The organism is Microbacterium sp. NPDC055442, assembly GCF_053644215.1.
The window spans coordinates 126,947-153,353 of record NZ_JBSHLF010000002.1; the positions used below are offsets into that span (position 1 = coordinate 126,947).

At 68.5% G+C, this 26,407-nt stretch carries 22 protein-coding genes; 15 read left to right on the forward strand and 7 right to left on the reverse strand.

The genetic code is table 11. The features are described from left to right. Nucleotides 1-14: 14 nt before the first annotated feature. The 10 genes from uvrA to ACWIBS_RS05115 all read left to right on the forward strand — a co-directional run bounded on the left by uvrA (nucleotide 15) and on the right by ACWIBS_RS05115 (nucleotide 11,515). A complete protein-coding gene (gene uvrA, locus ACWIBS_RS05070; protein WP_376126524.1) occupies nucleotides 15-2,870 on the forward strand; it encodes an excinuclease ABC subunit UvrA in 2,856 nt (951 codons plus the stop codon). A 1-nt stretch (nucleotide 2,871) separates the two neighbouring features. Further along, a complete protein-coding gene (uvrC, locus tag ACWIBS_RS05075; protein ID WP_376126330.1) occupies nucleotides 2,872-4,836 on the forward strand; it encodes an excinuclease ABC subunit UvrC in 1,965 nt (654 codons plus the stop codon). Between the two features lie 25 nt (nucleotides 4,837-4,861). Beyond that, a complete protein-coding gene (gene rapZ / locus ACWIBS_RS05080; RefSeq protein ID WP_376126331.1) occupies nucleotides 4,862-5,743 on the forward strand; it encodes an RNase adapter RapZ in 882 nt (293 codons plus the stop codon). Nucleotides 5,744-5,812: 69 nt separating this feature from the next. After that, entirely contained in the window at nucleotides 5,813-6,790 is a 978-nt protein-coding gene (gene whiA / locus ACWIBS_RS05085) for a DNA-binding protein WhiA (RefSeq protein ID WP_376126334.1), read from the forward strand. A 132-nt stretch (nucleotides 6,791-6,922) separates the two neighbouring features. After that, a complete protein-coding gene (locus ACWIBS_RS05090; protein WP_376126337.1) occupies nucleotides 6,923-7,543 on the forward strand; it encodes a superoxide dismutase in 621 nt (206 codons plus the stop codon). 232 nt (nucleotides 7,544-7,775) lie between these two features. Next, nucleotides 7,776-8,780 (forward strand): type I glyceraldehyde-3-phosphate dehydrogenase, encoded by a 1,005-nt coding sequence (gene gap / locus ACWIBS_RS05095; protein ID WP_376126340.1) that lies wholly within the window; start codon nucleotides 7,776-7,778, stop codon nucleotides 8,778-8,780. A 9-nt stretch (nucleotides 8,781-8,789) separates the two neighbouring features. Then, nucleotides 8,790-10,004 (forward strand): phosphoglycerate kinase, encoded by a 1,215-nt coding sequence (locus ACWIBS_RS05100; RefSeq protein ID WP_376126343.1) that lies wholly within the window; start codon nucleotides 8,790-8,792, stop codon nucleotides 10,002-10,004. After that, nucleotides 9,995-10,786, forward strand: a complete 792-nt coding sequence (tpiA, locus tag ACWIBS_RS05105) for a triose-phosphate isomerase (protein WP_376126345.1) — start codon at nucleotides 9,995-9,997, stop codon at nucleotides 10,784-10,786. Before ACWIBS_RS05100 ends, tpiA begins: the two co-directional genes overlap by 10 nt. Before the next feature lie 124 nt (nucleotides 10,787-10,910). After that, entirely contained in the window at nucleotides 10,911-11,162 is a 252-nt protein-coding gene (gene secG, locus ACWIBS_RS05110) for a preprotein translocase subunit SecG (protein ID WP_376126348.1), read from the forward strand. Continuing rightward, nucleotides 11,162-11,515 carry an RNA polymerase-binding protein RbpA gene (locus tag ACWIBS_RS05115; protein WP_376126351.1) on the forward strand — a complete coding sequence of 118 codons (354 nt, stop codon included), beginning with the start codon at nucleotides 11,162-11,164 and terminating at the stop codon, nucleotides 11,513-11,515. Before secG ends, ACWIBS_RS05115 begins: the two co-directional genes overlap by 1 nt. Here ACWIBS_RS05115 and pgl read toward each other — a convergent pair. The 6 genes from pgl to tkt are packed head-to-tail and all read right to left on the reverse strand — an operon-like array spanning nucleotide 11,509 to nucleotide 19,610. Continuing rightward, nucleotides 11,509-12,288 (reverse strand): 6-phosphogluconolactonase, encoded by a 780-nt coding sequence (gene pgl, locus ACWIBS_RS05120; RefSeq protein WP_376126354.1) that lies wholly within the window; start codon nucleotides 12,286-12,288, stop codon nucleotides 11,509-11,511. The two genes, ACWIBS_RS05115 and pgl, sit on opposite strands and share 7 nt — an antisense overlap. Then, nucleotides 12,281-13,234 (reverse strand): glucose-6-phosphate dehydrogenase assembly protein OpcA, encoded by a 954-nt coding sequence (locus tag ACWIBS_RS05125; RefSeq protein ID WP_376126357.1) that lies wholly within the window; start codon nucleotides 13,232-13,234, stop codon nucleotides 12,281-12,283. The genes pgl and ACWIBS_RS05125 overlap by 8 nt, the downstream gene beginning before the upstream one ends. Then, on the reverse strand, nucleotides 13,231-14,781 hold the full coding sequence (zwf, locus tag ACWIBS_RS05130) for a glucose-6-phosphate dehydrogenase (protein ID WP_376126360.1): 1,551 nt from the start codon (nucleotides 14,779-14,781) through the stop codon (nucleotides 13,231-13,233). The genes ACWIBS_RS05125 and zwf overlap by 4 nt, the downstream gene beginning before the upstream one ends. A 13-nt stretch (nucleotides 14,782-14,794) precedes the next feature. Continuing rightward, nucleotides 14,795-16,417, reverse strand: a complete 1,623-nt coding sequence (locus ACWIBS_RS05135; protein ID WP_376126363.1) for a glucose-6-phosphate isomerase — start codon at nucleotides 16,415-16,417, stop codon at nucleotides 14,795-14,797. Continuing rightward, nucleotides 16,414-17,532: a transaldolase gene (tal, locus tag ACWIBS_RS05140; RefSeq protein ID WP_376126365.1), complete on the reverse strand. Its 1,119-nt coding sequence runs from the start codon at nucleotides 17,530-17,532 to the stop codon at nucleotides 16,414-16,416. The genes ACWIBS_RS05135 and tal overlap by 4 nt, the downstream gene beginning before the upstream one ends. Then, nucleotides 17,529-19,610: a transketolase gene (gene tkt / locus ACWIBS_RS05145; RefSeq protein WP_376126368.1), complete on the reverse strand. Its 2,082-nt coding sequence runs from the start codon at nucleotides 19,608-19,610 to the stop codon at nucleotides 17,529-17,531. Before tkt ends, tal begins: the two co-directional genes overlap by 4 nt. 255 nt (nucleotides 19,611-19,865) lie before the next feature. On the opposite strand from tkt, the gene ACWIBS_RS05150 reads away from it, so the two are divergent. After that, the gene (locus ACWIBS_RS05150; RefSeq protein ID WP_376126370.1) at nucleotides 19,866-20,792 is read left to right on the forward strand and encodes a heme o synthase; all 927 of its coding nucleotides are present in this window, start codon (nucleotides 19,866-19,868) and stop codon (nucleotides 20,790-20,792) included. A 672-nt stretch (nucleotides 20,793-21,464) separates the two neighbouring features. On the opposite strand, the gene ACWIBS_RS05155 is transcribed toward ACWIBS_RS05150, so the two are convergent. Beyond that, the gene (locus ACWIBS_RS05155; protein WP_376126373.1) at nucleotides 21,465-22,436 is read right to left on the reverse strand and encodes a COX15/CtaA family protein; all 972 of its coding nucleotides are present in this window, start codon (nucleotides 22,434-22,436) and stop codon (nucleotides 21,465-21,467) included. Nucleotides 22,437-22,683: 247 nt separating this feature from the next. Here ACWIBS_RS05155 and sufB point away from each other — a divergent pair, with 247 nt between their 5' ends. From sufB to sufC, 4 genes are read left to right on the forward strand one after another with little or no spacing between them, the layout of a single operon-like run. Beyond that, on the forward strand, nucleotides 22,684-24,102 hold the full coding sequence (gene sufB, locus ACWIBS_RS05160) for a Fe-S cluster assembly protein SufB (RefSeq protein WP_376126376.1): 1,419 nt from the start codon (nucleotides 22,684-22,686) through the stop codon (nucleotides 24,100-24,102). Next, nucleotides 24,103-25,293 carry a Fe-S cluster assembly protein SufD gene (gene sufD, locus ACWIBS_RS05165; protein ID WP_376126378.1) on the forward strand — a complete coding sequence of 397 codons (1,191 nt, stop codon included), beginning with the start codon at nucleotides 24,103-24,105 and terminating at the stop codon, nucleotides 25,291-25,293. Next, on the forward strand, nucleotides 25,290-25,616 hold the full coding sequence (locus ACWIBS_RS05170; protein WP_376126380.1) for a non-heme iron oxygenase ferredoxin subunit: 327 nt from the start codon (nucleotides 25,290-25,292) through the stop codon (nucleotides 25,614-25,616). Before sufD ends, ACWIBS_RS05170 begins: the two co-directional genes overlap by 4 nt. After that, on the forward strand, nucleotides 25,617-26,399 hold the full coding sequence (sufC, locus tag ACWIBS_RS05175; protein WP_376126383.1) for a Fe-S cluster assembly ATPase SufC: 783 nt from the start codon (nucleotides 25,617-25,619) through the stop codon (nucleotides 26,397-26,399). The last annotated feature ends 8 nt before the right edge of the window (nucleotides 26,400-26,407 follow it).

Here is a 26,407-nt window from a genome sequence, read left to right on the forward strand (position 1 = left end):
GTGGCACGCTCAGCGTGCGCGGCGCTCGCGTGCACAATCTCAAGAACGTCGATCTCGACATCCCGCGCGATTCGCTCGTGGTGTTCACGGGGCTCTCGGGGTCGGGCAAGTCGAGTCTCGCGTTCGACACGATCTTCGCCGAGGGCCAGCGCCGCTACGTCGAGTCGCTGAGCGCCTATGCGCGTCAGTTCCTCGGTCAGGTCGACCGCCCCGACGTCGATTTCATCGAGGGGCTCAGCCCCGCCGTGTCGATCGACCAGAAGTCGACCAACCGCAACCCGCGCTCGACGGTCGGCACGATCACCGAGATCCACGACTACATGCGCCTGCTGTGGGCGCGCATCGGCGTGCCGCACTGTCCCGAGTGCGGCGAGCGGATCCAGCGCCAGACGGTGCAGCAGATCGCCGACCAGCTCATGGAGCTGCCCGAGCGCACGCGCTACCAGGTCGTCGCCCCGGTCGTCTCCCAGAAGAAGGGCGAATTCGTCGATCTCTTCGCCGAGCTCGGTGCGAAGGGATACGCCCGGGCGATCGTCGACGGCGAACTCATCCAGCTCGCCGAGCCGCCGAAGCTCAAGAAAAGCTACAAGCACGACATCGCCGTCGTCGTCGACCGGCTCGTCGCCGGCCCGAACACCCTCAGTCGCGTCACCGATTCGGTCGAGACGGCACTGGGCCTTGCCGGCGGCATCGTGCAGGTCAACTTCGTCGACGAAGAGGGCGACGACGCGTGGCAGTCCTTCTCAGAGAAGCTCGCGTGCCCGAACGGTCACGCGTTGCAGCTGACCGAGATCGAGCCGCGCACCTTCTCGTTCAACGCGCCGTTCGGCGCGTGTCCCGCGTGCTCGGGTCTGGGCACCCGCATGTCGGTCGATGTCGAGCTCATGCTCGGCGATGAGGAGCTCTCGATCAGCGAGGGCGTCCTGGTGCCGTGGACGACGCAGGGCAAGGGGCTCTATCAGTACTACGAGCGGCTGCTCGAAGGCCTCGCACGCGACCTCGAGTTCTCGCTCGAGACGCCGTGGAAGGACCTGCCCGAATCGGTGCGCGAAGCCGTGCTGCGCGGTGAGGATTACAAGGTCTCGGTCAAGTGGCGAAACCGCTACGGGCGCGAGATGCGCTACACGTCGGGGTTCGAGGGTGTCGTCCCGTACATCGAGCGGCAGTACCTGCAGGCCGAGTCCGACACGCAGCGGCAGCGGTGGTCCGAGTACCTGCGCGAAGTGCCGTGTCCCGTCTGCGACGGCGACCGACTCAAGCCCGAAGTCCTCGCCGTGCTCGTGCACGGGCATTCCATCGCCGACGCGTCGCGGCTGAGTCTCGCCGAATCGCAGGAGTTCTTCGCGACGCTCGAACTGACCGAGCGCGAAGCGCAGATCGCCGCGGCGGTGCTGCGCGAGATCCGCGCGCGCCTCGATTTCCTCCTCCAGGTGGGGCTGAACTATCTGAGTCTCGGCCGGGCGGCCGGCTCGCTGTCGGGCGGCGAAGCGCAGCGCATCCGTCTGGCGACGCAGATCGGCTCGGGGCTGACCGGCGTGCTGTACGTGCTCGACGAGCCCTCGATCGGCCTGCACCAACGCGACAACCGCCGTCTGATCGAGACGCTGCTCACCCTGCGCGACCTGGGCAACACGCTCATCGTCGTCGAGCACGATGAGGAGACGATCCACGCGGCCGACTGGATCGTCGACATCGGCCCGCGTGCCGGTGTCGACGGCGGTGAAGTGGTGCACTCGGGTCCGCTCGCGTCACTCCTCGACGACCCGGCGTCGATCACGGGCGACTACCTCGCGGGGCGCCGCGAGATCCCGACGCCGGCGAAACGGCGCAAGATCGACAAGAAGCGTCAGATCACGGTCGTGGGCGCGCGGGAGAACAACCTCAAGAACATCACGGTCGACTTCCCGCTCGGCGTGCTGACCGCCGTCACGGGCGTCAGCGGGTCGGGCAAGTCGACGCTGGTCAACGGCATCCTCTACGAAGTCCTCGCGAGCCGTCTCAACGGCGCACGCCGCGTCGCGGGCAAGCACACGCGAGTGACGGGGCTCGACAACCTCGACAAGGTCGTGCACGTCGACCAGGCGCCGATCGGCCGCACACCGCGATCCAACCCCGCGACCTACACGGGCGTGTTCGACCGCATCCGCTCGCTGTTCAGCGACACGCCCGAGGCCAAAGCGCGCGGCTACCAGCCGGGCCGGTTCAGCTTCAACGTCAAGGGCGGCCGCTGCGAGGCGTGCTCGGGCGACGGCACGATCAAGATCGAGATGAACTTCCTGCCTGACGTCTACGTCGACTGCGAGGTGTGCCACGGCAAGCGGTACAACCGCGACACGCTGTCGGTGCACTACAAGGGCAAGAACATCGCCGAAGTGCTCGAGATGCCGATCGCCGAGGCAGCCGAGTTCTTCGAGCCGATCCAGGCCATCCACCGCTACCTCAAGACGCTCGTCGACGTCGGCCTCGGGTACGTGCGACTCGGGCAGTCCGCCACGACGCTGTCCGGCGGCGAGGCGCAGCGCGTCAAGCTCGCCACCGAGCTGCAGCGCCGCTCGAACGGCCGCTCGATCTACGTGCTCGACGAGCCAACGACGGGTCTGCACTTCGAAGACGTGGCCCGACTGCTCGAAGTGCTGGGCGGCCTGGTCGACAAGGGCAACACGGTCATCGTGATCGAGCACAACCTCGACGTCATCAAGTCGTCGGACTGGGTCATCGATCTCGGCCCCGAGGGCGGTGCCGGCGGCGGCGAGGTCATCGCGACGGGCACCCCCGAGCGGGTCGCGCGCGTCGAGGGCAGCCACACCGGCACCTTCCTCGCCGAAGTGCTGGAAGGCCAAGGACCGGGTATCCAGCGCAAGGCGGGCTGACGTGGCCCGTTCCGCCCCCACCGTCGCCTACAAGCCGAAGCCGGGGGAGATCCCCACGAACCCGGGCGTGTATCGCTTCCGCGATCGGGACGGGCGCGTGCTGTATGTCGGAAAGGCGAAGAACCTCCGCGCGCGGCTGTCGAACTATTTCGCACCGTTGCACACGTTGCACGAGCGCACGCGACGGATGGTCACGACTGCGGCATCCGTCGAATGGACCGTCGTCGCAACCGACGTCGACTCGCTGCAGCTCGAATACCAGTGGATCAAGGAGTTCGATCCGCCCTTCAACGTGCGCTACCGCGACGACAAGTCCTACCCGTTCATGGCCGTCACCCTCGCCGACGAGGCACCGCGCGTCATCGTGACGCGCAACCGGCGCATCTCGGGGGCGAAGTACTTCGGCCCGTATCCGAAGGTCTGGGCCGTTCACGACACGATCGATCAGCTCATCAAGGTCTTCCCCATCCGCACGTGCAGCGACGCGTCCTACAAGAAGGCGATGGCGACGGGCCGCCCGTGCTTTCCGGGGCAGATCGGCCGTTGCGGCGGTCCGTGCTCGATGCGCGTCACGATCGACGAGCACCGCGCGGTCGTCGACGACTTCGTCGCCTTCATGGCCGGCGGCGACCAGAGGTTCGCGCGCGACCTGACCGCCCGCATGCGAGAAGCGGCCGCCGCGATGGACTACGAGGCGGCCGCCGTCTACCGTGACCGTCTTCAGGCGATCGACGCGGTGCTCAACAAGAGCGCGCTGGTGCTCTCCGAAGACACCGATGCCGACCTGTTCGGCATCGCCGAAGACGAGCTCGCCGCAGCCGTGCAGCACTTCGTCATCCGCGGCGGCCGCGTCCGTGGTGTGCGTGCGACGACCGTCGAGAAGGAGCTCGACATCTCGGGCGGCGACCTCGTCGACCAGATCGTGCAGCGAGCCTACGGCGACGCGGGCGAGGCGGACATCCCGCGTCAGGTGCTCGTGCCGGCGCTCCCCGACGACGCGACGGAGCTCGAGACCTGGCTGCGCGCGCGGCGCGGCAGGAACGTATCGATCCAGGTGGCCCGGCGCGGGCGCAAAGCCGAGCTGATGAAGACGGCGACGCTCAACGCGCAGCAGGCGCTCATGCTGCACAAGACGCGTCGCACGAGCGACTACGTGGCACGCACACAGGCGCTCACCGACCTGCAGGAGGCACTGGGCCTGGCCGAAGCGCCCCTGCGCATCGAGTGCTTCGACGTCTCGCACCTGGGCGGCACGAACGTCGTGGCGTCGATGGTGGTGTTCGAGGACGGGCTGCCGCGCAAGGACCAGTACCGGTCGTTCGGCGTGGCCGAGACGACGGACGACACCGATTCGTTGTACCAGGTGCTGACGCGGCGGCTGGCATATCTCGACCGGCCCGACCCTTCGGCAAGCTCAGGGGCCGGGGTTGCGGGCTCGGGGGGCGGGGTCGTGGGCTCGGGGGACGGGGGCGTCGATTCCGGGGACGCGGTTGTGGATTCTGCGACCGAGCCGCGCAGACGACCGCGGTTCGCGTACCGTCCGCAGCTGCTCGTCGTCGACGGCGGCAAGCCGCAGGTCGAGGCGGCCGCTCGCGCGCTGCGCGACGCGGGGCACGAGGAGATCGCGCTGTGCGGCATCGCCAAGCGGCTCGAAGAGGTGTGGCTGCCGGGCGAGGACTACCCGGTCATCCTGCCGCGCACGAGCGAGGCGCTCTACCTGCTGCAGCGGCTGCGTGACGAAGCGCACCGCTTCGCCATCTCGCACCAGCGCAAGCGCCGTCGTCGCGATATCCAGAGCGTCCTGGCCGAGGTGCCCGGGCTCGGTGAGGCGAGGATCAAGGCTCTCCTGCGCCATTTCGGGTCGGTCGCGGCGTTGAAGACGGCGAATCCCGACGAGATCTCGCAACTGCCCGGCATCGGCCCGAAGCTCGCCACGACGATCCACGCCCACCTCGCGACTCGATAGGGTGAACTCCGAGACGGGGGACTGCATGAGCGACGATTCCCGGCGGGACGCCGGTGAAGTGCTGATCGTGACGGGCATGTCCGGAGCCGGCCGGTCGACGGCCGCGAATGCGCTGGAAGACCTCGACTGGTACGTCGTCGACAACCTGCCGCCGCAGATGTTCAAACCGCTGCTGGATCTGACCGAGATCGCGGGTGAGGCGCTGCCGAAGGTGGCCGTCGTCGTCGACGCGCGTGGGCGCGACCTCTTCGTCGAGCTGCCCGAGGTGATGCGGACGCTGCGTGAGCGCCGGCCCGTCCGCTCGATCTTCCTCGACGCTTCCGATGATGTGCTCGTGCGGCGTTTCGAGGCCGTGCGTCGCCCGCATCCGCTGCAGGGGGACGGCACCATCATCGACGGCATCCGGCAGGAGCGCGAACGTCTCGCGGCAGTGCGCGAGCGTGCGGACATCATCGTCGACACGTCGCTGCTCAACGTCCACCAGCTGTCGACCCGCATCGTCGATCTCTTCTCGGAAGAGGGCGCCGCACGCCACACGCTCACGATCATGAGCTTCGGATTCAAGTACGGCCTCCCGCCCGACGCCGACATCGTGGCGGACATGCGATTCCTGCCGAACCCGTTCTGGGATGACGGCCTGCGCGCGCTGACGGGCGAGGACGCGCAGGTGCGCGATTACGTGCTCCGCCAGACGGGCGCCGAACCGTTCATCGATGCGTACGCCGAGGCCCTCGTGCCCGTACTCGAGGGATATCAGCGCGAGAACAAGCGGCATTCCGTCGTCGCGATCGGATGCACCGGAGGCAAGCACCGCTCGGTCGTGATGTCGCGCGAGCTCGCGCAGCGCCTGTCGAAGGTGTCCGGCGTCGCGGTGCGCATCAAGCACCGCGACCTCGGCCGAGAGTGAACGGCGGCAGAGGATGCCGCGCGGGAGTAAGCTGGACGATCGTCCCCGTTCCCAGCTGTGAGGAGAGACGTGTCGCTGACCGCCGACGTGAAGGCCGAACTGATCACCGTGCGGGATCCGCGCCCGTCGGCCCGGGTCGCCGAGCTCACGTCGCTCCTGCGGTTCTCCGGGGGGCTCCACTCGATCGCGAATCGCGTGGCGGTCGAAGCGGAGCTCGACTCCGATCGGCTCGCCCGCCGCGTCGCGCGCGAGCTGATGGAGATCTACGGCGTGCGCCCCGAGCTCGTGCACGTGCAGGGTTCGGGCGGACGCTCGGACAACAACTTCGCCGTGCGCGTCATCGAGGGCGGTGAGACCCTCGCTCGCCAGACGGGGCTGCTCGACCAGCGGCGCCGGCCGGTGCGCGGCCTGCCGAACAAGCTCACGACGGGCGCGCGTCCTGACCTCGCCGCGATCTGGCGGGGGGCCTTCCTCGCGACCGGCTCGCTGAGTGATCCGGGCCGCTCCGCGGCGCTGGAGATCACCTGTCCCGCGCCCGAAGCGGCCATGGCGCTCGTCGGAGCGGCGCACCGGCTCGGCATTCCCGCGAAGGCGCGCGAAGTCCGCGGCGTGCCGCGAGTGGTCGTCCGGGAAGGCGAGGCCATTCGTCTCGCGCTGGCCGAGATGGGCGCCGTGCGCGCCGCCGCAGACTGGGACCGGATGCGACAGCGCCGCGAGGTGCGTGCGGGGGTGAACCGCCTCGTCAACTTCGACGACGCGAATCTCCGACGCTCGGCGCAGGCGGCGGTCGCCGCGTGCGCGCGGGTGGAGCGAGCGCTCGAGATCCTCGGCGATGAGGTGCCCGATCATCTGCGGCAGGCGGGCGAACTGCGCCTCGCGCACCGGGATGCCAGTCTCGACGAACTCGGCCACCACGCCGAGCCGCCGCTTACGAAAGACGCCGTCGCCGGGCGCATCCGCCGCCTGCTCGCGATGGCCGACAAGAAGGCCGAGCAGGACCAGATCCCCGGCACCGAGTCGGCCGTCCCTGCCGGCGTCGAGGACTGACGTCCGTTCGCTTCACCATTGCGGAGCGTGCCGCAAGCCCCTGCCGGGTGCCGCGCGGCTCAGTAGGATGAACTCGTCACCCTCGCCGCAGAACCTCCTTCCCGTTCGCGGCGCCGACAGGAAGAAGAGAACATGGCGACCTACACGCTTCCCGACCTCCCGTACGACTACGCAGCGCTCGAGCCGCACATCAGTGCGACGATCATGCAGCTGCACCACGACAAGCACCATCAGGCCTATGTGACCGGAGCGAACACGGCTCTCGAGCAGCTCGCCGAAGCGCGCGACAAGGGCGACTTCGCGAACGTGAACAAGCTCGAGAAGGACCTCGCGTTCAACCTCGGCGGACACACGAACCACTCGATCTTCTGGACCAACCTGTCGCCCGAGGGCGGGGACAAGCCCACGGGCGACCTCGAGGCTGCGATCGATGACCACTTCGGGTCGTTCGACAAATTCCAGGCCCACTTCGGAGCCGCCGCGCTCGGAGTGCAGGGCTCGGGATGGGCGGGGCTGTTCTGGGACTCGATCGGCCAGAACCTCATCATCCAGCAGTTCTTCGACCAGCAGTCGCAGTTCGCGGCGGGCACGGTTCCGCTCCTGCTGCTCGATGTCTGGGAGCACGCGTACTACCTCGACTACAAGAACGTGCGCGCCGACTACGTCAAGGCGTTCTGGAACATCGCGAACTGGGCCGATGTGCAGAGGCGCTTCTCGACGGCGCGCGAGAAGACGGCCGGTCTGCTCGTCTGAACGCAGTGCGACACACGCCCGGCGTGCACCTCGCGGTGCCGCCGGGCGTCGTCTTTCCTCTTCGGCTCGCGGCCTTCATCCCGGCTGAGCGCTGCGCTAGTGTCGTAGTCGGCGAGGATGCCCCGGCGGCCCCGTCGTTCGGGTTGACGGGACCATCTTCGCGTTCAAGGGAGATCGCGTGACAGGGACGCCGATCAGGGTCCCGGCGCGACGAGAAAAAACGGGAGATACCGTGACCGTCAAGATCGGCATCAACGGCTTCGGCCGCATCGGACGCAACTACCTCCGCGCTGCGCTCGCGCAGGGCGCGGACCTGGACATCGTCGCGGTGAACGACCTCACCGACAACAAGACGCTCGCCCACCTGCTCAAGTACGACTCGATCCTCGGCCGTCTCGACGCCGACGTGTCCTACAGTGCCGATTCGATCACGGTCGGTGACAAGACGATCAAGGTCTTCGAAGAGCGCGATCCCGCGAACCTGCCGTGGGGCGAACTCGGCGTCGACATCGTGATCGAGTCCACCGGTCGCTTCACGAACGCCGACGACGCGCGCAAGCACATCGAGGGCGGCGCGAAGAAGGTGCTCATCTCGGCACCCGCGAAGGGTGAGGACGGCACGTTCGTCATGGGCGTCAACGAGCAGGATTACGATCCCGCCACGATGCACATCATCTCCAACGCGTCGTGCACGACGAACTGCCTCGCGCCGATGGCGAAGGTCTTCAACGACGAGTTCGGCATCGAGAGCGGTCTGATGACGACGGTGCACGCGTACACGGCGGATCAGAACCTGCAGGACGGCCCGCACAAGGATCTGCGTCGTGCGCGCGCTGCCGCGCTCAACATCGTCCCCACCTCGACGGGCGCAGCCAAGGCGATCGGGCTCGTGCTTCCCGAGCTCAAGGGCAAGCTCGACGGCTTCGCACTGCGCGTGCCGGTCCCCACGGGCTCGGCCACAGACCTGACGATCGAGACGCGCGAGGGCATCACGGTCGACGAGATCAAGGCGGCGTACAAGGCGGCCGCCGAAGGTCCCCTGAAGGGCATCCTGAAGTACACCGAAGACGAGATCGTCTCGAGCGACATCGTCACCGACCCGCACTCGTGCATCTTCGACGCCGGGCTCATCCGGGTCATGGGCAACCAGGTGAAGATCGTCGGCTGGTACGACAACGAGTGGGGCTACTCGAACCGTCTGGTCGACCTCACCGAGTACGTCGCCGAGCGTCTCTAAGATCGTCGTATGACCCTGCGCACCATCGATTCGCTCGGGCCGCTCGCCGGCAAGCGCGTCATCGTCCGCTGTGATCTGAACGTCCCCCTCAAGGACGGCGAGATCACCGACGACGGCCGCATCCGCGCTTCACTGCCCACTCTCAACGCGCTCATCAATCAGGGCGCCGTGGTGGTCGTCTGCTCGCATCTCGGACGCCCCACGGGGCCGGACGACGTGTCGCTCAGCCTCGAACCTGTCGCGCAGCGGCTTGCCGAGCTGCTCGGCAAGCCCGTCGCCTTCGCGCGCGACACCGTCGGCGACTCCGCCCGTGAGGCCGTCGCCGGTCTCGAGCCCGGCGAGGTCGCGGTACTCGAGAACCTGCGTTTCGAGCACGGTGAGACATCCAAGGATGCCGCCGAGCGCGGCGCCTTCGCCGAGCAGCTGGCCATCCTCGGAGACGCGCTCGTCTCGGACGGGTTCGGCGTCGTGCACCGCAAGCAGGCCTCGGTCTACGAACTGGCCGAACTGCTGCCCAGCGCGGCCGGTCTGCTGATCGAGACCGAAGTGGGCGTGCTCGATCGCCTCACCGAGAACCCGCAGCGCCCGTACACCGTCGTCCTCGGCGGGTCGAAGGTGAGCGACAAGCTCGGCGTGATCGAGCATCTGCTGCCGCGTGTGGACCGGCTGCTCATCGGCGGAGGGATGATGTTCACCTTCCTCGCCGCCGAGGGTCACGCCGTCGGGGCGAGCCTGCTCGAGAAGGACCTGCTCGAGAAGGTCAAGGGCTACATCGCCACGGCGAAGGAGCGGGGCGTGCAGCTCGTCCTGCCCGTCGACGCCGTCATGGCGCAATCCTTCGACGCCGAGGCCGCGCATGTCGTCGCCGACGCGACCCACCTCGAGGACACCGCCTTCGGCGCCTCGGGGATGGGGCTCGACATCGGCCCGCGCACCGCCGCGACGTTCGCGGCGGTCGTGCGCGATTCGGCGACGGTGTTCTGGAACGGTCCCATGGGCGTCTTCGAGATGCCGGCGTTCGCAGCGGGCACGAAGGCGCTCGCCAAGGCGCTCACCGACGTCGACGGTCTGTCGGTCGTCGGCGGCGGTGACTCCGCGGCCGCCGTGCGCCAGTTGGGGTTCACCGACGACGAGTTCGGACACATCTCGACGGGAGGCGGGGCGAGCCTCGAATTCCTCGAGGGCAAGACACTTCCCGGACTGGAGGTCCTCGGATGGCAATGACGGCACGCACCCCGCTCATCGCGGGCAACTGGAAGATGAATCTCGACCACCTGCAGGCGGTCGCGTTCGTCCAGAAGCTGCACTGGGCGCTCAAGGATGCCAAGCACGAAGACGGCTCGGTCGAGGTGGCGCTGTTCCCGCCGTTCACCGACATCCGCACGGTGCAGACGCTCCTCGACGCGGACAAGATCCCGTTCGCCCTCGGTGCACAGGATGTGTCCGCGCACGATTCGGGGGCGTACACGGGCGAGATCTCGGGGGCGTTCCTCGCGAAGCTCGACAACGCGTACGTCATCATCGGCCACTCCGAACGGCGTCAGTACCACAACGAGACCGACGAGATCGTGGCGGGCAAGGTCCAGGCCGCCCTGCGCCACGGCATCGCCCCCGTCATCTGCGTCGGCGAGACCTCGGAGGATCTCGAGAAGTTCGGCGCGAGCGCCGTGCCCGTCGGTCAGCTCGAAGTGGCGCTCGAGGGCGTGAAGCCCGAGGCGGACATCGTCGTCGCGTACGAGCCCGTCTGGGCGATCGGCTCCGGTCAGGCGGCGACGCCCGAGCAGGCGCAAGAGGTCTGCGCGAAGCTGCGCGAGGTCGTGGCCGCGAAGCTCGGTGACGAGGCCGCGGCCCGTACCCGTGTCCTCTACGGCGGCTCGGTCAAGGCCGCCAACATCGCGAGCTTCATGCGCGAGCCCGATGTGGACGGCGCGCTCGTCGGAGGTGCGAGCCTCGTCGTCGACGAGTTCGCCGCGATCATCCGGTTCCAGAAGCACGTCGGCGTCTGAATCGTGCGACGGGCTCGTCGACGATCCGACATCGCCGACGAGCCTGTCGAGACTTGTGCGCCCGGCCCGTATACTTGACCCTTGTGCGATCGCTGGGAGATCGCGGCGAAAGGCTTCAACGACTGTGCAGATCCTCGAGTTCGTCCTCCAGGTGCTCCTCGGCATCACGAGCCTCCTGTTGACCCTCCTCATCCTGCTCCACAAGGGGCGCGGCGGTGGCCTCTCCGACATGTTCGGCGGTGGCATGACCTCATCGATGGGCTCGTCCGGCCTCGCCGAACGAAACCTCAACCGGTTCACGGTCGTCCTCGCCTTCGCGTGGTTCCTGTCGATCGTGGCGCTGGGCCTGGTCACCAAGTTCCAGGGTCTGCTCTAATGGCTTCCGGGGGAAACGCGATCCGCGGCACGCGCGTCGGTGCCGGTCCCATGGGCGAGCAGGACCACGGCTTCCACGCCGATCGCGTCGCCGTGTCCTACTGGGATGCCGTCGGCAACGAGACCGTCCGCTATTTCGCGGCGGGCATCCCCGACGAGGAGATCCCCGAGACGATCGACTCGCCGCACTCCGGTCTTCCGGCCGGACGCGACAAGACCAATCCGCCGGCGGTCGCCAAGACCGAGCCGTACAAGACCCACCTCGCGTACGTGAAAGAGCGTCGCACCGAAGAAGAGGCCGACGCGCTCCTCGACGACGCGCTCACGCAGCTGCGCGAGCGCCGCGGTCAGTAGTCGCGGTCGATGAGCTCGGGGGGAACCTGCCCCGCCGCCGCGTCATCGACGAAGAACACCGTGCGTTTGCGGCCCTTCGCGCCGCCCGCGGGCACGCTCTCATAGCTCGCACCGGCGAGCGCGAGTCCGAGCGCCGCCGCCTTGTCGGCGCCGGCGAGGACGAGCCAGACGCGCTGTGAGGCGTTGATCACGGGCCGCGTCATCGTGACGCGCTCGGGCGGAGGCTTGGGGGAGTCGCGCACGTCGAGGACCGCACGATCGGTCACCTGGATCTCGGGGCGATCGGGGAACAACGACGCGATGTGCGCGTCGGGGCCCACTCCGAGCAGGCACACGTCGAACGATGGCCACGGCTGGTCGGGCGTGCCGAAACGTGCGAGCTCGGCGGCATAGCGTTCGGCCGCCGCATCGAGGTCGATGCCCTCGTCGCTGCCGGCGGCCGCGTGGATGTTCTCGGCCGGGATGTCGAGCGAGTCCAGCAGCGCGCGCCGGGACTGCACGTCGTTGCGGTCGTCGTGGCCGTTCGGCACGAAGCGCTCGTCGCTCCACCAGAAGTGCACGAGTGACCAGTCGATGTCGGCCATGCGTGCGTCCCGGCCCGCCGTGGACAGCACGCGCCCGCCCATCGAGCCACCCGTCAGCGACACGTGCACCGTCTTGCCGCGCTCGGTCCGCTTGAGGATCCGTGTGATCAACCTCGTCGCGACCGCGGTCGCGAGTGCCTCGGGGTCGGCCGCGATCACGACCCGCTTCTCGCCATCGAGCTCAGCCATGAGTCTCCTGCATCGCACCGGTGTCCAAGAGCGCCCAGCCCTCGGTGATCACTCGACCATACAGGAGGTCCGGACCGAGCCTGCGGAGCTCTTCCGCGAGGCATTCGCGCAGTGTGCGGCGGGGGAGCACGAGGTCGTGCAGCGGCTGGCCGGGCTGCGTCAGGCACGCCACGGCGGGACTGGACCGCTCCAGCAGGATGTCACCGTCCGCCCGCACGAGTCGCACCGACTTGATGCCCTCGGCCCACTCGTCTTCGGGCAGGTACTGCCAGTCCACGGGCACATCCAGAGCGAGGCGCAGCCACGCCGCGAGCAGTGCCGTGGACGGCGACGTTCCCGCGCCGCGCACCTCGACCGCCGTGACGGGCTGGTACGGCGGCTGGTCCAGGACGGCGGCGAGCTGTTCCCGCCAGTGCGTCAGACGCGTCCAGGCGAGGTCGGTGTCGCCGGGCGCGTGCGTGCGCCCGAGGTGGGCGACGAAGCTCGACGGGTCGGGCTTGGTCGCGGCATCCGTGATGCGGCGCTGCGCGATGCGCCCGATCGAGGTCGTCGACGGCGAATCCGGCGTCGTGTTGGGCCACCACGCCACGACGGGCGCGTCGGGCAGCAGGAGCCCCGTCACGAGGCTCTCCTGGTTCGACCTCGCGGCCTCGCCGAGCGCGTGGAGCGTGACGACCTCGCTGGCTCCGGCGTCACCGCCGACGCGGATCTGGGCATCGAGCCGCGCTTCGGGGGCATCCTCGTCGAGCATGAGCACGATGACGCGCATCGGGTGCTCGCGCGAGGCGTCGTTGGCGGCCTCGATGGCCTCTTCCATCGCGCGCTCGTTCGTGAGGATGATGAGGGTCAGCACGCGCCCGAGGGCGACGACACCGCCCTCTTCGCGCACGTTGACCAGAGCGCGCGAGATCTTGCTGACGGTCGTGTCGGGCAGATCGACGATCACGGGCGCCTCCAGGCTCGTCCGTCGCGGGCAAGCATGTCGTCCGCGGATGGGGGGCCCCAGGACCCGGGCGAGTACTGCTCGAGCGGACCGCCCTGCTGTTCCCAGAACTCCTCGATGGGATCGAGGATCTTCCACGAGAGCTCGACCTCTTCGTGGCGGGGGAACAGCGGCGGGTCGCCCAGGAGCACATCGAGGATCAGTCGCTCGTAGGCTTCGGGGCTCGCCTCGGTGAAGGCGTGGCCGTAGCCGAAGTCCATCGTGACGTCGCGCACCTGCACTCCGGCACCGGGCACCTTCGAACCGAAACGGATCGTCACGCCCTCGTCGGGCTGCACACGGATGACGAGGGCGTTCTGCCCCTGACCCGATGTCTGGCTCGATGGGAAGAGCAGCTCGGGAGCGCGTTTGAATACGACGGCGATCTCGGTGACGCGCCTGCCCAAGCGCTTGCCCGTGCGCAGGTAGAACGGCACGCCCGCCCAGCGGCGCGTGTTGATCTCGAGCGTGATGGCGGCGTAGGTCTCGGTCGTGGACTGCGGGTTCATGCCTTCCTCTTCGAGGAAGCCGAGCACCTTCTCGCCGCCCTGCCAGCCGCCGGCGTACTGCCCGCGCGCCGTCGAGCGCGCGAGGTCGTTCGGCAGCGTCACGGCGCCGAGCACCTTCTCCTTCTCGGCGCGCAGATCGCGGGCCTCGAACGAATTCGGCTCCTCCATCGCCGTGAGCGCGAGCAGCTGCAGCAGGTGGTTCTGGATGACGTCGCGTGCCGCGCCGATACCGTCGTAGTAGCCGGCCCGGCCGCCCACACCGATGTCCTCGGCCATGGTGATCTGCACGTGGTCGACGTAGTTGCGGTTCCAGATGGGCTCGTACAGCTCATTCGCGAACCGCAGCGCGAGGATGTTCTGCACCGTCTCCTTGCCGAGATAGTGGTCGATCCGGAAGATGGAGTCGGTCGGGAACGCCGCACGCAGCGCGTCGTTCAGAGAGCGCGCCGACTCGAGGTCGTGCCCGAACGGCTTCTCGATGACGACGCGTCGCCAGCGCTCCGGCTGGTCGGCGGTGTCATCGACGAGCCCGGATGCTTTGAGCTGCTCGGCGACGACGGGGAAGTCCTTCGGCGGGATCGACAGGTAGAAGGCGTGGTTTCCCATCGTGCCGCGCTCGACGTCGAGCCGATCGACCGTCTCACGCAGGCGGTGGAAGGCCTGCGGGTCGTCGAACTCGCCCTGCACGAAGCGAATGCCCTGCATGAGCTGCTGCCACGTCTCTTCACGGAACTCCGTGCGAGCGTGCTCGCGCACCGCCTGGTAGACGACCTCGGCGAAATCCTGGTCGGCCCAGTCGCGGCGGGCGAAGCCGACGAGCGCGAAGCCGGGCGGCAGGAGCCCGCGATTGGCGAGGTCGTACACGGCGGGCATGAGCTTCTTGCGCGACAGGTCACCGGTCACCCCGAAGATCACGAGGGCGCTGGGCCCCGCGATGCGGTTCAAGCGGTGGTCATCGGGGTCGCGGAGCGGATTGTGTCCGCGCGAGACTTCCACGGTCATGTGGGAGCGGCTCCTACTGGGCTGCTTCGAAGAGCGTGAGCACTTCGGCCTGCGGATCGGTCAGGGTGAGCGTCACGACGGGACGACCGTGCCCGTCCGCGAGCACGCTCGCGTCGCCCGCCGCCTGCGCCTGGATGAGCTGCCCGAAAGTGAACGGCCGCCCCGGGATCTCGAGATCGACGTCGGTCTGCTCGAGGATCTGCAGGAACACGCCCGTCGCGGGGCCGCCCTTGTGGTACTGCCCGGTCGAGTGCAGGAAGCGCGGACCCCAGCCGAACGTCGTCGGACGCCCGGAATCAGCCGCCACGAGCTCGCGCAGACCCTGCAGCTGCGGCAGTCGCAGGCGGTCGACGTAAGCCTGCACCGCGACGTAGCCGTCGGCGGGGATGCGCGCCCACAGGGCGTCGAGGACGCCGGCGAGCGTTCCGGATGCCGCGAGCTCGGGGTCCGAGACGCGCACCTCGACGCCGTCGGCGGTGAAGGCCGCGGCCGTCGGCTCGGGCCGGGCGTCGAGCAGGCCACGCGTGGCGATCTTCGCCGATTCGACATCGGGCTGATCGAAGGGATTGATCCCCAGCATCCGCCCCGCGATGACCGTCGCGTATTCCCACACGATGAACTGCGCGCCGAGCGAGCCGCTCACGAGAACTTCGCCGTCATGGTGCTCGAAGAGGTGGAACTCCTTCGCCTCGTCGACCAGGCGCACGATCTGCATGTCGGCGGGCTTTCTCTCGACCTCGGGGGAGACGGGGAGCAGCACGACGGGAAGGATGCCGGTGCCTTCCTTGCCCGTCGATTCGGCGACGAGCTGCTCGATCCAGTCGGGCAGTCCCACGATGTGCGTGCCGTCGGTGACGAGGCCGAGCTTGTCGCGGCGCGGGTCGGCGCCCGCGATGGCAGCGGCCAGGACGAGTGCCGGATTCTCCGGACTGTCGATCGCCACCTCGAGAAGGGTCGCCTCGGCTTCGTCGAGGATCCCGGAGATGTCGGCACCGGCGAGTCCGGACGGCACGAGGCCGAACGCCGTGAGCGCCGAGTAGCGTCCGCCGACCGTCGGGTCGGCGTTGAAGACGCGATAGCCGTCGGCGCGCGCCGCCTTGTCCATCGGCGATCCGGGGTCGGTCACGATGACGATCCGCTCGACGGGGTCGACCCCGATGTCGCGGAACGCGGCCTCGAAGGCTCGCTTGGCGGAATCGGTCTCCACCGTCGAACCGGACTTCGACGACACGACGAGCACCGTCTTGTCGAGTCCGCCGGCCTCGGGGTCGCCGTCGATCGCGGCGAGGACCTGCCCGGGTGCCGTGGAGTCGAGGATCACGAGCGGCACTCCGGCCGTCTGGGTGATCACTTCGGGCGCGAGCGAGGAACCGCCCATGCCCGCGAGCACGACGCGGGTGACGCCCTTCGCCACGAGATCGGCGCGCAGTGCCTCGATCTCGGGCACGAGCGGACGCGAAGTGCTGACCGCCTGCACCCAGCCGAGACGCTGAGCCGCCTCGGCTTCGGCTGCGGGGCCCCACAGGGTCGGATCGCCGGCGGTGATGGCCGAGGCGACGAGGCTCTCGGCCAGACCGGGAAGGGTGGCCTCGACGACGGACTTGGCGTGGCCGCTGAGGTGGATGTCGAAGCTCATCGGTCTTCCTTCGCGTTCGTCAGGGCATCGGTCACGGTCTGCTGCAGGTCGTGCCACGACGCGATGAACTTGTCGACGCCTTCGTCTTCGAGCACCTGCGTGACATCGGCGAAGTCGATGCCGACGGCAGCGAGATCGGCGAAGACCTGGTGCGCGGCCTCGTAGGTGCCCGTCATGGCGTCGCCGGCGATCTCCCCGTGGTCGAACGTCGCCTCGAGCGTCTTCTCGGGCATCGTGTTGACGGTGCCGGGAGCGACGAGCTCGGTCACGTAGAGCGTGTCGGGAAGCGACGGGTCCTTGACACCGGTCGACGCCCACAGCGGGCGCTGCACGTTCGCGCCGAGTTCGATGAGCTTGCGGGCCCGCGCCTCGGCGAACTTCTGCTCGTACAGCTCGTAGGCGAGGCGCGCATTGGCCACGCCCGCGAGGGACTTCAGCGCCTCCGCGTCGTCGGAGCCGATCGCCACGAGACGCTTGTCGACCTCGGTGTCCACGCGTGAGACGAAGAACGACGCGACCGAGTGGATCGAACCGAGGGAGAAGTCCGCCGCGAGTGCGCGCTCGAGCCCCTCGAGGTAGGCATCGATGACCTCGGCGTAGCGCTCGAGGCTGAAGATGAGCGTCACGTTCACGCTGATGCCGGCCGCGATGGTCTCGGTGATCGCGGGCAGCCCCGCTTTGGTCGCCGGGATCTTGATGAGCACGTTGTCGCGACCCACCCGCTTGTACAGCTCCTTCGCCTGAGCCACCGTCGCTGCCGTGTCGTGAGCGAGATCGGGGGAGACCTCGATCGACACACGACCGTCGACGCCGTTCGTGGCCTCGTACACGGGCAGGAAGATGTCGGCGGCGTCGCGCACGTCATCGGTCGTCGCCGCGAAGATCGCGGCATCCGCATCTGCTCCGGATGCCGCGAGCTCGGCGATCTGCGCCGCATACGCGTCGCCTCCGCCGCCGATGGCGCCCTGGAAGATCGTCGGGTTCGTCGTGACGCCCGTGATGTTGCGGGAGTCGATGAGCTCGGCGAGGTTGCCTGAGGTGATGCGGGTGCGCGAGAGGTCGTCGAGCCAGATACTCACGCCCGCCTCGGACAGCTGCTGAGTGGGAGTGCTCATGCGTTCTCCTTGAGGGTTTCGCGGGCCGCGTGCACGACCGCTTCGGCGGTGATGCCGAACTTCTGGAAAAGGGTCTTGTAGTCCGCGGACGCGCCGAAGTGCTCGATCGACACGGAGCGGCCCGTGTCGCCGACGATGTCGCGCCACGTGAGGGCCAGACCCGCCTCGACCGAGACGCGCGCCTTGACGGCAGAGGGGAGGACCGATTCGCGGTACGCCTCGTCTTGCTCGGCGAACCATTCGAGTGACGGCACCGACACGACGCGCGCCTGCACGCCTTCGGCGGCGAGCGTCTCCCGTGCCTCGACGGCGAGCTGGACTTCGGACCCCGTCGCGATGAGGAGGACGTCCGGTTCGCCGTTCGGTGCGTCGATGAGCACGTACGCGCCCTTCGCCACGGCGTCGGTCGACGCGAAGCCGTCTTCGCCGCGCGGGAAGACCGGGATGTTCTGGCGCGTCAGCGCGATGCCGGCGGGGCCTTCGTTGCGGCGCAGGATCTCGAGCCACGCGGCTGCGGTCTCGTTGGCGTCGGCGGGGCGCACGATCGCGAGGTTCGGGATCGCGCGCAGCGTCGCGAGTTGCTCGATGGGCTGATGCGTCGGGCCGTCCTCACCGAGCGCGACGGAGTCGTGCGTCCACACGAACACCGAGGGCACGTTCATGAGCGCCGCGAGACGCACGGCGGGGCGCATGTAGTCGCTGAAGATGAGGAACGTGCCGCCGTACGCCCGGGTCGGTCCGTGCAGCACGATGCCGTTCACGATCGCGGCCATCGCGTGCTCGCGGATGCCGAAGTGCAGCACCCGCCCGTAGCGGTCGCCGGACCATTCGCTCGTGGACCACTCGGCCGGGATGAACGACTTCGCCGACTTGATCGTCGTGAGGTTGGACTCGGCGAGGTCGGCCGATCCGCCCCACAGCTCGGGCAGCTGCTCGGCGAGGGCATTGAGGACCAGGCCCGATGCGGCGCGCGTCGAGACGTCCTTGCCTGCTTCGAAGCTCGGGAGCACATCGGCGATGCCGTCGGGCAGAGTCGCCGCCTCGAGCCGGTCCAGCAGAGCCTTGCGCTTGGGGTTCGCGGCAGCCCAGGCATCGAACGATTCCTGCCACGCGGCGCGGTCCGCCCGCGCGCGGTCGGCCAGCTGGCGCGTGTGCGCGATGACGTCGTCGGCGACGACGAAGGACTGCTCGGGATCGAAGCCGAGCACCTTCTTCGTCGCGGCGAGCTCGTCGGCGCCGAGGGCGGAGCCGTGGATCTTGCCCGTGTTCTGCTTGCCCGGCGACGGCCATCCGATGATCGTGCGCAGGATGATGAGCGACGGCCGCTCGGTCTCCGCCTTGGCGGCCTCGATCGCGGCATACAGCTCGGCGACGTCTTCGACGTAGTCGCCCGTCTTCTTCCAATCGACGGTCCGCACGTCCCAGCCGTATGCCTCGTAGCGCGCGGCGACGTCCTCGGAGTAGGCGACGTTGGTGTCGTCTTCGATCGAGATCTGGTTCGAGTCGTAGATCGCGATGAGGTTGCCGAGCTGCTGGTGTCCCGCGAGTGAGGATGCCTCGCTCGTGACGCCTTCCTGCAGGTCACCGTCGCCGGCGATGACGTAGACGAAGTGGTCGAAGGGGCTCGTTCCCGCCGCGGCATCCGGATCGAACAGACCTCGCTCGTAGCGGGCCGCGTACGCGAAGCCGACGGCCGAGGCCAGGCCCTGGCCGAGCGGTCCGGTCGTGATCTCGACGCCGTCGGTGTGGCCGTACTCGGGGTGTCCGGGGGTCTTCGAACCCCACGTGCGCAGGCTCTCGAGGTCTTCGAGCTCGAGACCGAAGCCGCCGAGGTACAGCTGCACGTACTGCGTGAGCGAGGAGTGACCGACCGAGAGGATGAAGCGGTCGCGGCCGAGCCAGTCGGTGTCGGTCGGATCGTGGCGCATCACCCGCTGATACAGCAGGTACGCCGCCGGAGCGAGGCTCATCGCCGTGCCCGGGTGGCCGTTGCCCACCTTCTCGACGGCGTCCGCCGCGAGGATTCGCGCGGTGTCCACCGCGCGCCGATCGATTTCGTCCCACTGCAGATCCGACACCCGGCCGCCTTCCAGAAAGAGGGGTGCGCCCGTCGAAGCCGGTCAGCAGACCGCGTCCTGGGAAGGGGCAGCCGGCCCGGGGGCGCGCGTGTGATTTCAGCATAGCGAAGGCGCATGCCGCGACGACGATGCGAACGCATCGACGGTGGCTCGGCGAACGCATCGACCGCGGGTCGCCCGCGGCGCCGGGAGAGGCGCGAGACGCCGGATGGCCTAGACTTGAGGGGATTCTGTGGCGGGCGAAGAGCGGGAGCAATGGACACGACGACACTGCGGACGACTGCGACATCCGCCACCCGTCGCCCGCTCGGACGGAAGATCCGCGCTTACGTCCAGCTGACCAAGCCGCGCGTGCTCGAGCTGCTGCTCGTGACGACCGTGCCCGTCATGGTTCTCGCCCAGAACGGCCTGCCCGATCTGTGGCTCGTGCTCGCGACCGTGATCGGCGGTTCGCTGAGCGCCGGCTCAGCCGCCTCGTTCAACATGTACCTCGATCGCGACATCGACGCGCACATGGCGCGCACGGTCAACCGTCCGATCGTGACGGGAGAGGTGTCGCCGCGCGGCGCCCTCGTCTTCTCCTGGGTGCTCGCCGTGGTCTCGACCGCGTGGCTGCTGTTCACGACGAACTGGGTCGCCGCGGCACTGTCGGCGGGCGCGATCTTCTTCTACGTCGTGATCTACACGATGATCCTCAAGCGCCGCACCGAGCAGAACATCGTGTGGGGCGGCATCGCCGGCTGTTTCCCCGTGCTGATCGGCTGGACGGCCGTGACGGGCTCGCTCGCGTGGCCCCCCATCATCCTGTTCGTCGTCGTCTTCCTCTGGACGCCGCCGCACTACTGGCCGCTGTCGATGAAGTACAAGGTCGACTACGAGGACGTCGACGTGCCCATGCTGGGTGCGACGCGCAACGGCTCGCAGGTCGGCCTGCAGGTGATCCTCTACGCGTGGGCGACCGTCGCCTGCTCGCTCCTGCTCATTCCCGTCGCGCACATGGGGCTCGTCTACTCGGTCTCGGCGATCGTCTTCGGCGGATGGTTCATCTACGAGTCGCACCGCATGTACAGCCGGGCCGTGCGCGGCACCGAGGCGCGCCCCATGCGCGTCTTCCACGCGTCGATCACCTATCTGACGCTCCTCTTCGTCGCGATCGCCGTCGACCCGCTGCTGCCGTTCTGAGCCCCGCTCGGCGCGCCCGTGGTCTCGACTCGGGCGACAGCTCACGGCCGGGCTGGGGTCGAGGACCACTGCGGCCCGCGCTACCGAAACCCGCAGTCGCTACCCGAACTTCGGGCGCGCGTGCGTGTTTCGGTAGCGCGACGGTGGTGGCCGGGCGCGTATGCAGGTTTCGGTAGCGCGAGGGTGTCGGCCCGGCGCGCGTGCAGGTTCTGGTAGCGCGAGGGTGGTGGCCGGGCGCGCGTGCGGGTTTCAGCAGCCGCTACCGAAACCTGCAGCTGCTACCCGAACTTCGGGCGCGCGTGCGGGTTTCGGTAGCGCGAGGGTGGAGGCCGGGCGCGCGTGCAGGTTTTGGTAGCGCGAGGGTGTCGGCCCGGCGCGCGTGCGGGTTTCAGCAGCCGCTACCGAAACCTGCAGCTGCTACCCGAACTTCGCGCGCGCGTGCGGGTCTTGGTAGCGCGAGCGTGGTGCTCGGGCGCGCGTGCGGGTTTCGGTAGCGCGACGGTGGTGGCCGGCGGGTTTCGGTAGCGCGAGCGTGGTGGCCGGGCGCGCGTGCAGGTCTTGGTAGCGCGAGGGTGGTGGCCGGGCGCGCGTGCAGGTTCTGGTAGCGCGAGGGTGGAGCACCGCGCCGCAGCGCAGCGTGCGCGCGCGGATCCGCCGGTGCTGCGAGGCCGATCAGAGCGGACGAGCGGCCTCGGGGGCGCGTGTCGCGCGTTCGGCGTCGATCGCGGCCTGGGGCAGCCTGAGGTGCAGGATGACGACGGTCATCGTCGCGGCCGTGAGGGCGGCGAGCACCATGTGCACGCCGACGGCGAGCACGGGCAGTCCGTTGCGGGCCTGGTAGAGACCGACGGCGATCTGCACGAGCTCGGCGGCGAGCAGCAGCGCGGTCCACAGCGCGAGACTCGGCACGACCGAGCGGCGCGCCCACGAGCCCACGAGCAGGACGAGCGTGAGCGCGAACAGGATGTAGCCCGGCCACGCGTGAACGTGCTCGAGCACTTCGGCGTTGAACCCGCTGCGGCCCGCGTCGGCGTCGCCCGAGTGGGGGCCGGCGCCGGTCGTGAGCACGCCGAACACGATCGTGAGGACGAGCGCGACAGTCGTGACGTGGGCGACGACGGCGTACCACCGCGGCATGGCGAGTACGCGGGGCCCCGGCTCCTGCCGCATCCGCACGAGGAACGCCGTCGTGACGCACACGAGCACGACCGAGGCGATGTAGTGGAAGCCGACGATGAAGGGGTTCAGCCCCGTCCAGACCGTGATCCCGCCGACGATCGCCTGCGCGACGACGCCGCCGACCACGATCAGGGCCAGCACGAAGAGGTCGCGGCGTGAACGGCGCATGCGCCACACGAGCACGACGACGATGAGCGCGAGGATGCCGACGAGCCCCGTCAGGGTGCGGTTGCCGAATTCGATGACCCCGTGGATGCCCATCTCGGGCGTCGGCACGAGCGAATCCGCCGTGCAGGTGGGCCACGTGGGGCAGCCGAGGCCCGAGCCGGTCAGTCGTACGGCGCCTCCCGTGCCGATGATGAGCACCTCTGCCAGGAACGACAGCCACGCGAACACACGGATGCGCCGATCGACGTGGTCCGGAAGCCAGCGCGGCGTCGGGGTGATGAGCGTCTGCGCGGACATGGGTTCTCCTGCGGGTCTACTGCGGTGCGGCGGCGGAGCAGGGTGTCTCGCCCGCGGGACGGGCGGACCCTGTAGAATCAAGAGGTCGGATGCGGCTGCCCGAGGCACCGTGATCCAGAGACAGTCTAGGCGCGAAGCACAGCGCCACTTGAGAGGGCCCACCAGCGGCATCCATTCCTTCGAATACATCAGGTGAACGGAATGCCGGGGCGGATGAAACCGTTGAGGCCCAGAGGAGAGTGTGACGATGTCAGATGTGCTGATCGACCGCCCGGAGCTGGATGGGCTGGGCGTCTACGAGTTCGGATGGCACGATGCGGATCCCGCGGGTGCCATCGCCAAGCGAGGGATCGACGAGAGCGTCGTGCGCGGTATCTCGGCCCTCAAAGACGAACCCGAATGGATGCTGAAGACCAGGCTCAAGGGCTATCAGCTCTTCGGCCGCAAGCCGATGCCCACGTGGGGTGCTGATCTCAGTGAGATCGACTTCGACAACATCAAGTACTTCGTGCGCTCGACCGAGAAGCAGGCGCAGTCGTGGGAGGACCTCCCCGAGGAGATCCGTGACACGTACGAGAAGCTCGGCATCCCCGAGGCCGAGCGCCAGCGCCTGGTCGCGGGCGTCGCGGCGCAGTACGAGTCCGAGGTCGTCTACCACCAGATCCGCGAGGATCTGGAGGAGCAGGGCGTCATCTTCATGGACACCGACACGGCGCTGCGCGAGCACCCCGAGTTCTTCCAGGAGTACTTCGGCACGGTCATCCCCGCCGGAGACAACAAGTTCGCGGCCCTGAACACGGCGGTCTGGTCGGGCGGCTCGTTCGTCTACGTGCCGCCGGGCGTGCACGTCGAGATCCCGCTGCAGGCCTACTTCCGGATCAACACCGAGAACATGGGCCAGTTCGAGCGGACGCTCATCATCGCCGACGAGGGCTCGTACGTGCACTACATCGAGGGCTGCACGGCCCCGATCTACAAGAGCGACTCGCTGCACTCCGCCGTGGTCGAGATCATCGTCAAGAAGAACGCCCGCGTGCGCTACACGACGATCCAGAACTGGTCGAACAACGTCTACAACCTCGTCACGAAGCGTGCGGTCGCGCACGAGGGCGCGACGATGGAGTGGGTCGACGGCAACATCGGCTCGAAGGTCACGATGAAGTACCCGTCGATCTTCCTGGTGGGCGAGCACGCGAAGGGCGAGACCCTGTCGGTCGCGTTCGCCGGTCCCGGACAGCACCAGGACGCCGGCGCCAAGATGGTGCACATGGCGCCCTACACGCAATCCTCGATCGTCTCGAAGTCGATCGCCCGCGGCGGCGGTCGTACGGGCTACCGCGGTGAGATCCGCGTCGAGCCCGGAGCGCACCATTCCGCGAACTCGGTCGTGTGCGACGCCCTCCTGGTCGACACCATCTCGCGCTCGGACACCTATCCCGCGATCGACATCCGCGTCGACGACGTGCAGCTCGGTCATGAGGCGACGGTGTCCAAGGTCAGCGAGGAACAGCTGTTCTACCTCCAGTCGCGCGGCCTTCCCGAGGCCGAGGCCATGGCGATGATCGTGCGCGGCTTCATCGAGCCGATCGCACGCGAGCTTCCCATGGAGTATGCGATGGAACTCAACAAGCTCATCGAGATGGGCATGGAAGGATCGGTCGGCTAGATGACGGCCATGACACAGGCACCCACGACGGTGCCGGGTTCTCGAGCGCACTCCGACGGGGCCGGGGCATTCGTCCCGGTGCAGACGCGGTCCGAACGACCCTGGTCGTTCGACCCCGCTGATTTCTCCGTCCCCACCTCACGCGACGTCGGGTTCAAGTACGCGCCCCTCGACCGGCTCGCGCCGCTGTTCGTCGACGAGGCCGGCCCGCACGGCGTCGTCGAGGTCGCGGTCGACGCGCCCGCCGCCGTCGAGCAGCTGACCCTCCGGGTCGGACAGTCGCCGCGCGGCGACGTGTTCACTCCCGAAGACCTGCCCTCGGCGATCGCGTGGAGCCAAGAGACCGACGCGCCGCTCCTGCGGATTCCCGCCGGCGTCGAGCTCGACGAGCCGATCGTCGTCGACCTGCGCGGCACGGGCGGCCTCGCGCACGCGCATGTCGTCGTCGAGGCGATGCCCAACTCGCGCGCCATCGTGCTGTTTCGCCACGTCGGATCGGCGCACCACGCGCAGAACGTCGAGATCATCGTGCGTGACGGTGCCCGACTCGACGTCATCACGGTGCAGCAGTGGGACGACGACGCCGTGCACGCGGCATCCCACCAGGCGCGCGTCGACAAGGACGCCTTCCTGCGTCACTTCGTCGTGAGCTTCGGCGGCGGCGTCGTACGCGTCAACCCCTCGGTGGAGCTCGCGGGCCCCGGCGCGCAGGGCGAGCTGTACGGACTGTCGTACTCCGACGCCGGTCAGCACCTCGAGAGCCAGGTGTACCTGCACCACAAGGGTCCGCACACGCGCGGCGACGTGCTCTACAAGGGCGCGCTGCAGGGCGAATCGGCTCGCAGTGCCTGGGTCGGCGACGTGCTCATCGGGGCGGATGCCGTCGGCACCGACTCGTACGAGGCCAACCGCAACCTCATCCTGACCGACGGCGCGCGCGCCGATTCGGTGCCGAACCTCGAGATCGAGACGGGCGACATCCAGGGCGCCGGTCACGCGAGCGCGACGGGCCGATTCGATGACGAGCAGCTGTTCTACCTGCAGGCCCGCGGCATCCCCGAGGCCGAGGCCCGCCGCCTCGTCGTGATCGGATTCCTCACCGAGATCGTGCAGAAGATCGGCATCGCCGATCTCGAAGAAGAGCTGTCCGCCGCCATCGAGCGTGAACTCGAGGGCGGGACGGCTTCGTGAGCGCGACCCGCGTGTGCGCGCTCAGCGACCTCGTGCAGGACGAAGCCCGTCGTGTCGAGGTCGACGGTGTGCCGATCGCACTCGTGCTCGATTCCAGTGGCGAGGTGCACGCGATCGGCGACACGTGCACGCACGGTGACATCTCGCTGTCCGAGGGCTTCGTCGACGGCGAGACGCTCGAATGCTGGGCCCACGGCTCGGCCTTCTCGCTGCGCACCGGCAAGCCCCTCAACCTCCCCGCGTATGAGCCCGTCCCCGTCTATGTCGTTCAGATCGACGGCGACGACGTGCTCATCGACCCCGCTTTGAAGAAGGAAGTCTGAATGTCTGTCCTCGAGATCCGCGACCTGTATGTGACGGTCCAGACGGATGCCGGCACCACGCCCATCCTCAACGGTGTGACCCTCACGATCCGCAAGGGTGAGACCCACGCCATCATGGGCCCCAACGGCTCGGGCAAGTCGACCCTCGCCTACACGATCGCCGGCCACCCCAAGTACGAGGTCGTGAGCGGCTCCATCACGCTCGACGGCGAAGACGTGCTCGAGATGTCCGTCGACGAGCGTGCCCGCGCGGGCCTGTTCCTCGCGATGCAGTACCCCGTCGAGATCCCGGGCGTGACGGTGACGAACTTCCTGCGCACCGCCAAGACGGCGATCGAAGGCGAAGCCCCCTCGATCCGCCACTGGACGAAGGACGTCAAGCAGTCGATGAAGAACCTGCGCATGGACGGCAAGTTCGCCCAGCGCAACGTCAACGAGGGGTTCTCGGGCGGCGAGAAGAAGCGCCACGAGATCCTGCAGCTCGAACTGCTGAAGCCGCAGATCGCCGTGCTCGACGAGACCGACTCGGGCCTCGATGTCGACGCGCTCAAGGTCGTTTCGGAAGGCGTCAACCGGGCGAAGGAGGAGACCGACCTCGGTGTCCTGCTGATCACGCACTACACGCGCATTCTGCGCTACATTCACCCCGACTTCGTCCACGTCATGATCGGCGGCCGTATCGTCGAAGAGGGCGGCCCCGAACTGGCCGACCGCCTCGAGAACGAGGGCTACGACCGGTTCCTCGACCCTTCGGACGGCGCCGTCGTCGAAGCCGGCGCGTAGGATCGCCG

Bases quoted from the DNA above. Each gene is read 5' to 3' on its own strand.
- ACWIBS_RS05135 (WP_376126363.1), bottom strand. From the start codon at position 16,417: ATGAGCTTCGACATCCACCTCAGCGGCCACGCCAAGTCCGTCGTCGAG.
- zwf (WP_376126360.1), bottom strand. From the start codon at position 14,781: ATGACCGTGGAAGTCTCGCGCGGACACAATCCGCTCCGCGACCCCGAT.
- ACWIBS_RS05100 (WP_376126343.1), top strand. From the start codon at position 8,790: ATGACCCTGCGCACCATCGATTCGCTCGGGCCGCTCGCCGGCAAGCGC.
- ACWIBS_RS05155 (WP_376126373.1), bottom strand. From the start codon at position 22,436: ATGTCCGCGCAGACGCTCATCACCCCGACGCCGCGCTGGCTTCCGGAC.
- rapZ (WP_376126331.1), top strand. From the start codon at position 4,862: ATGAGCGACGATTCCCGGCGGGACGCCGGTGAAGTGCTGATCGTGACG.
- tpiA (WP_376126345.1), top strand. From the start codon at position 9,995: ATGGCAATGACGGCACGCACCCCGCTCATCGCGGGCAACTGGAAGATG.
- ACWIBS_RS05090 (WP_376126337.1), top strand. From the start codon at position 6,923: ATGGCGACCTACACGCTTCCCGACCTCCCGTACGACTACGCAGCGCTC.
- sufD (WP_376126378.1), top strand. From the start codon at position 24,103: ATGACGGCCATGACACAGGCACCCACGACGGTGCCGGGTTCTCGAGCG.
- sufC (WP_376126383.1), top strand. From the start codon at position 25,617: ATGTCTGTCCTCGAGATCCGCGACCTGTATGTGACGGTCCAGACGGAT.
- ACWIBS_RS05150 (WP_376126370.1), top strand. From the start codon at position 19,866: ATGGACACGACGACACTGCGGACGACTGCGACATCCGCCACCCGTCGC.
- pgl (WP_376126354.1), bottom strand. From the start codon at position 12,288: ATGGCTGAGCTCGATGGCGAGAAGCGGGTCGTGATCGCGGCCGACCCC.
- ACWIBS_RS05115 (WP_376126351.1), top strand. From the start codon at position 11,162: ATGGCTTCCGGGGGAAACGCGATCCGCGGCACGCGCGTCGGTGCCGGT.
- tal (WP_376126365.1), bottom strand. From the start codon at position 17,532: ATGAGCACTCCCACTCAGCAGCTGTCCGAGGCGGGCGTGAGTATCTGG.
- sufB (WP_376126376.1), top strand. From the start codon at position 22,684: ATGTCAGATGTGCTGATCGACCGCCCGGAGCTGGATGGGCTGGGCGTC.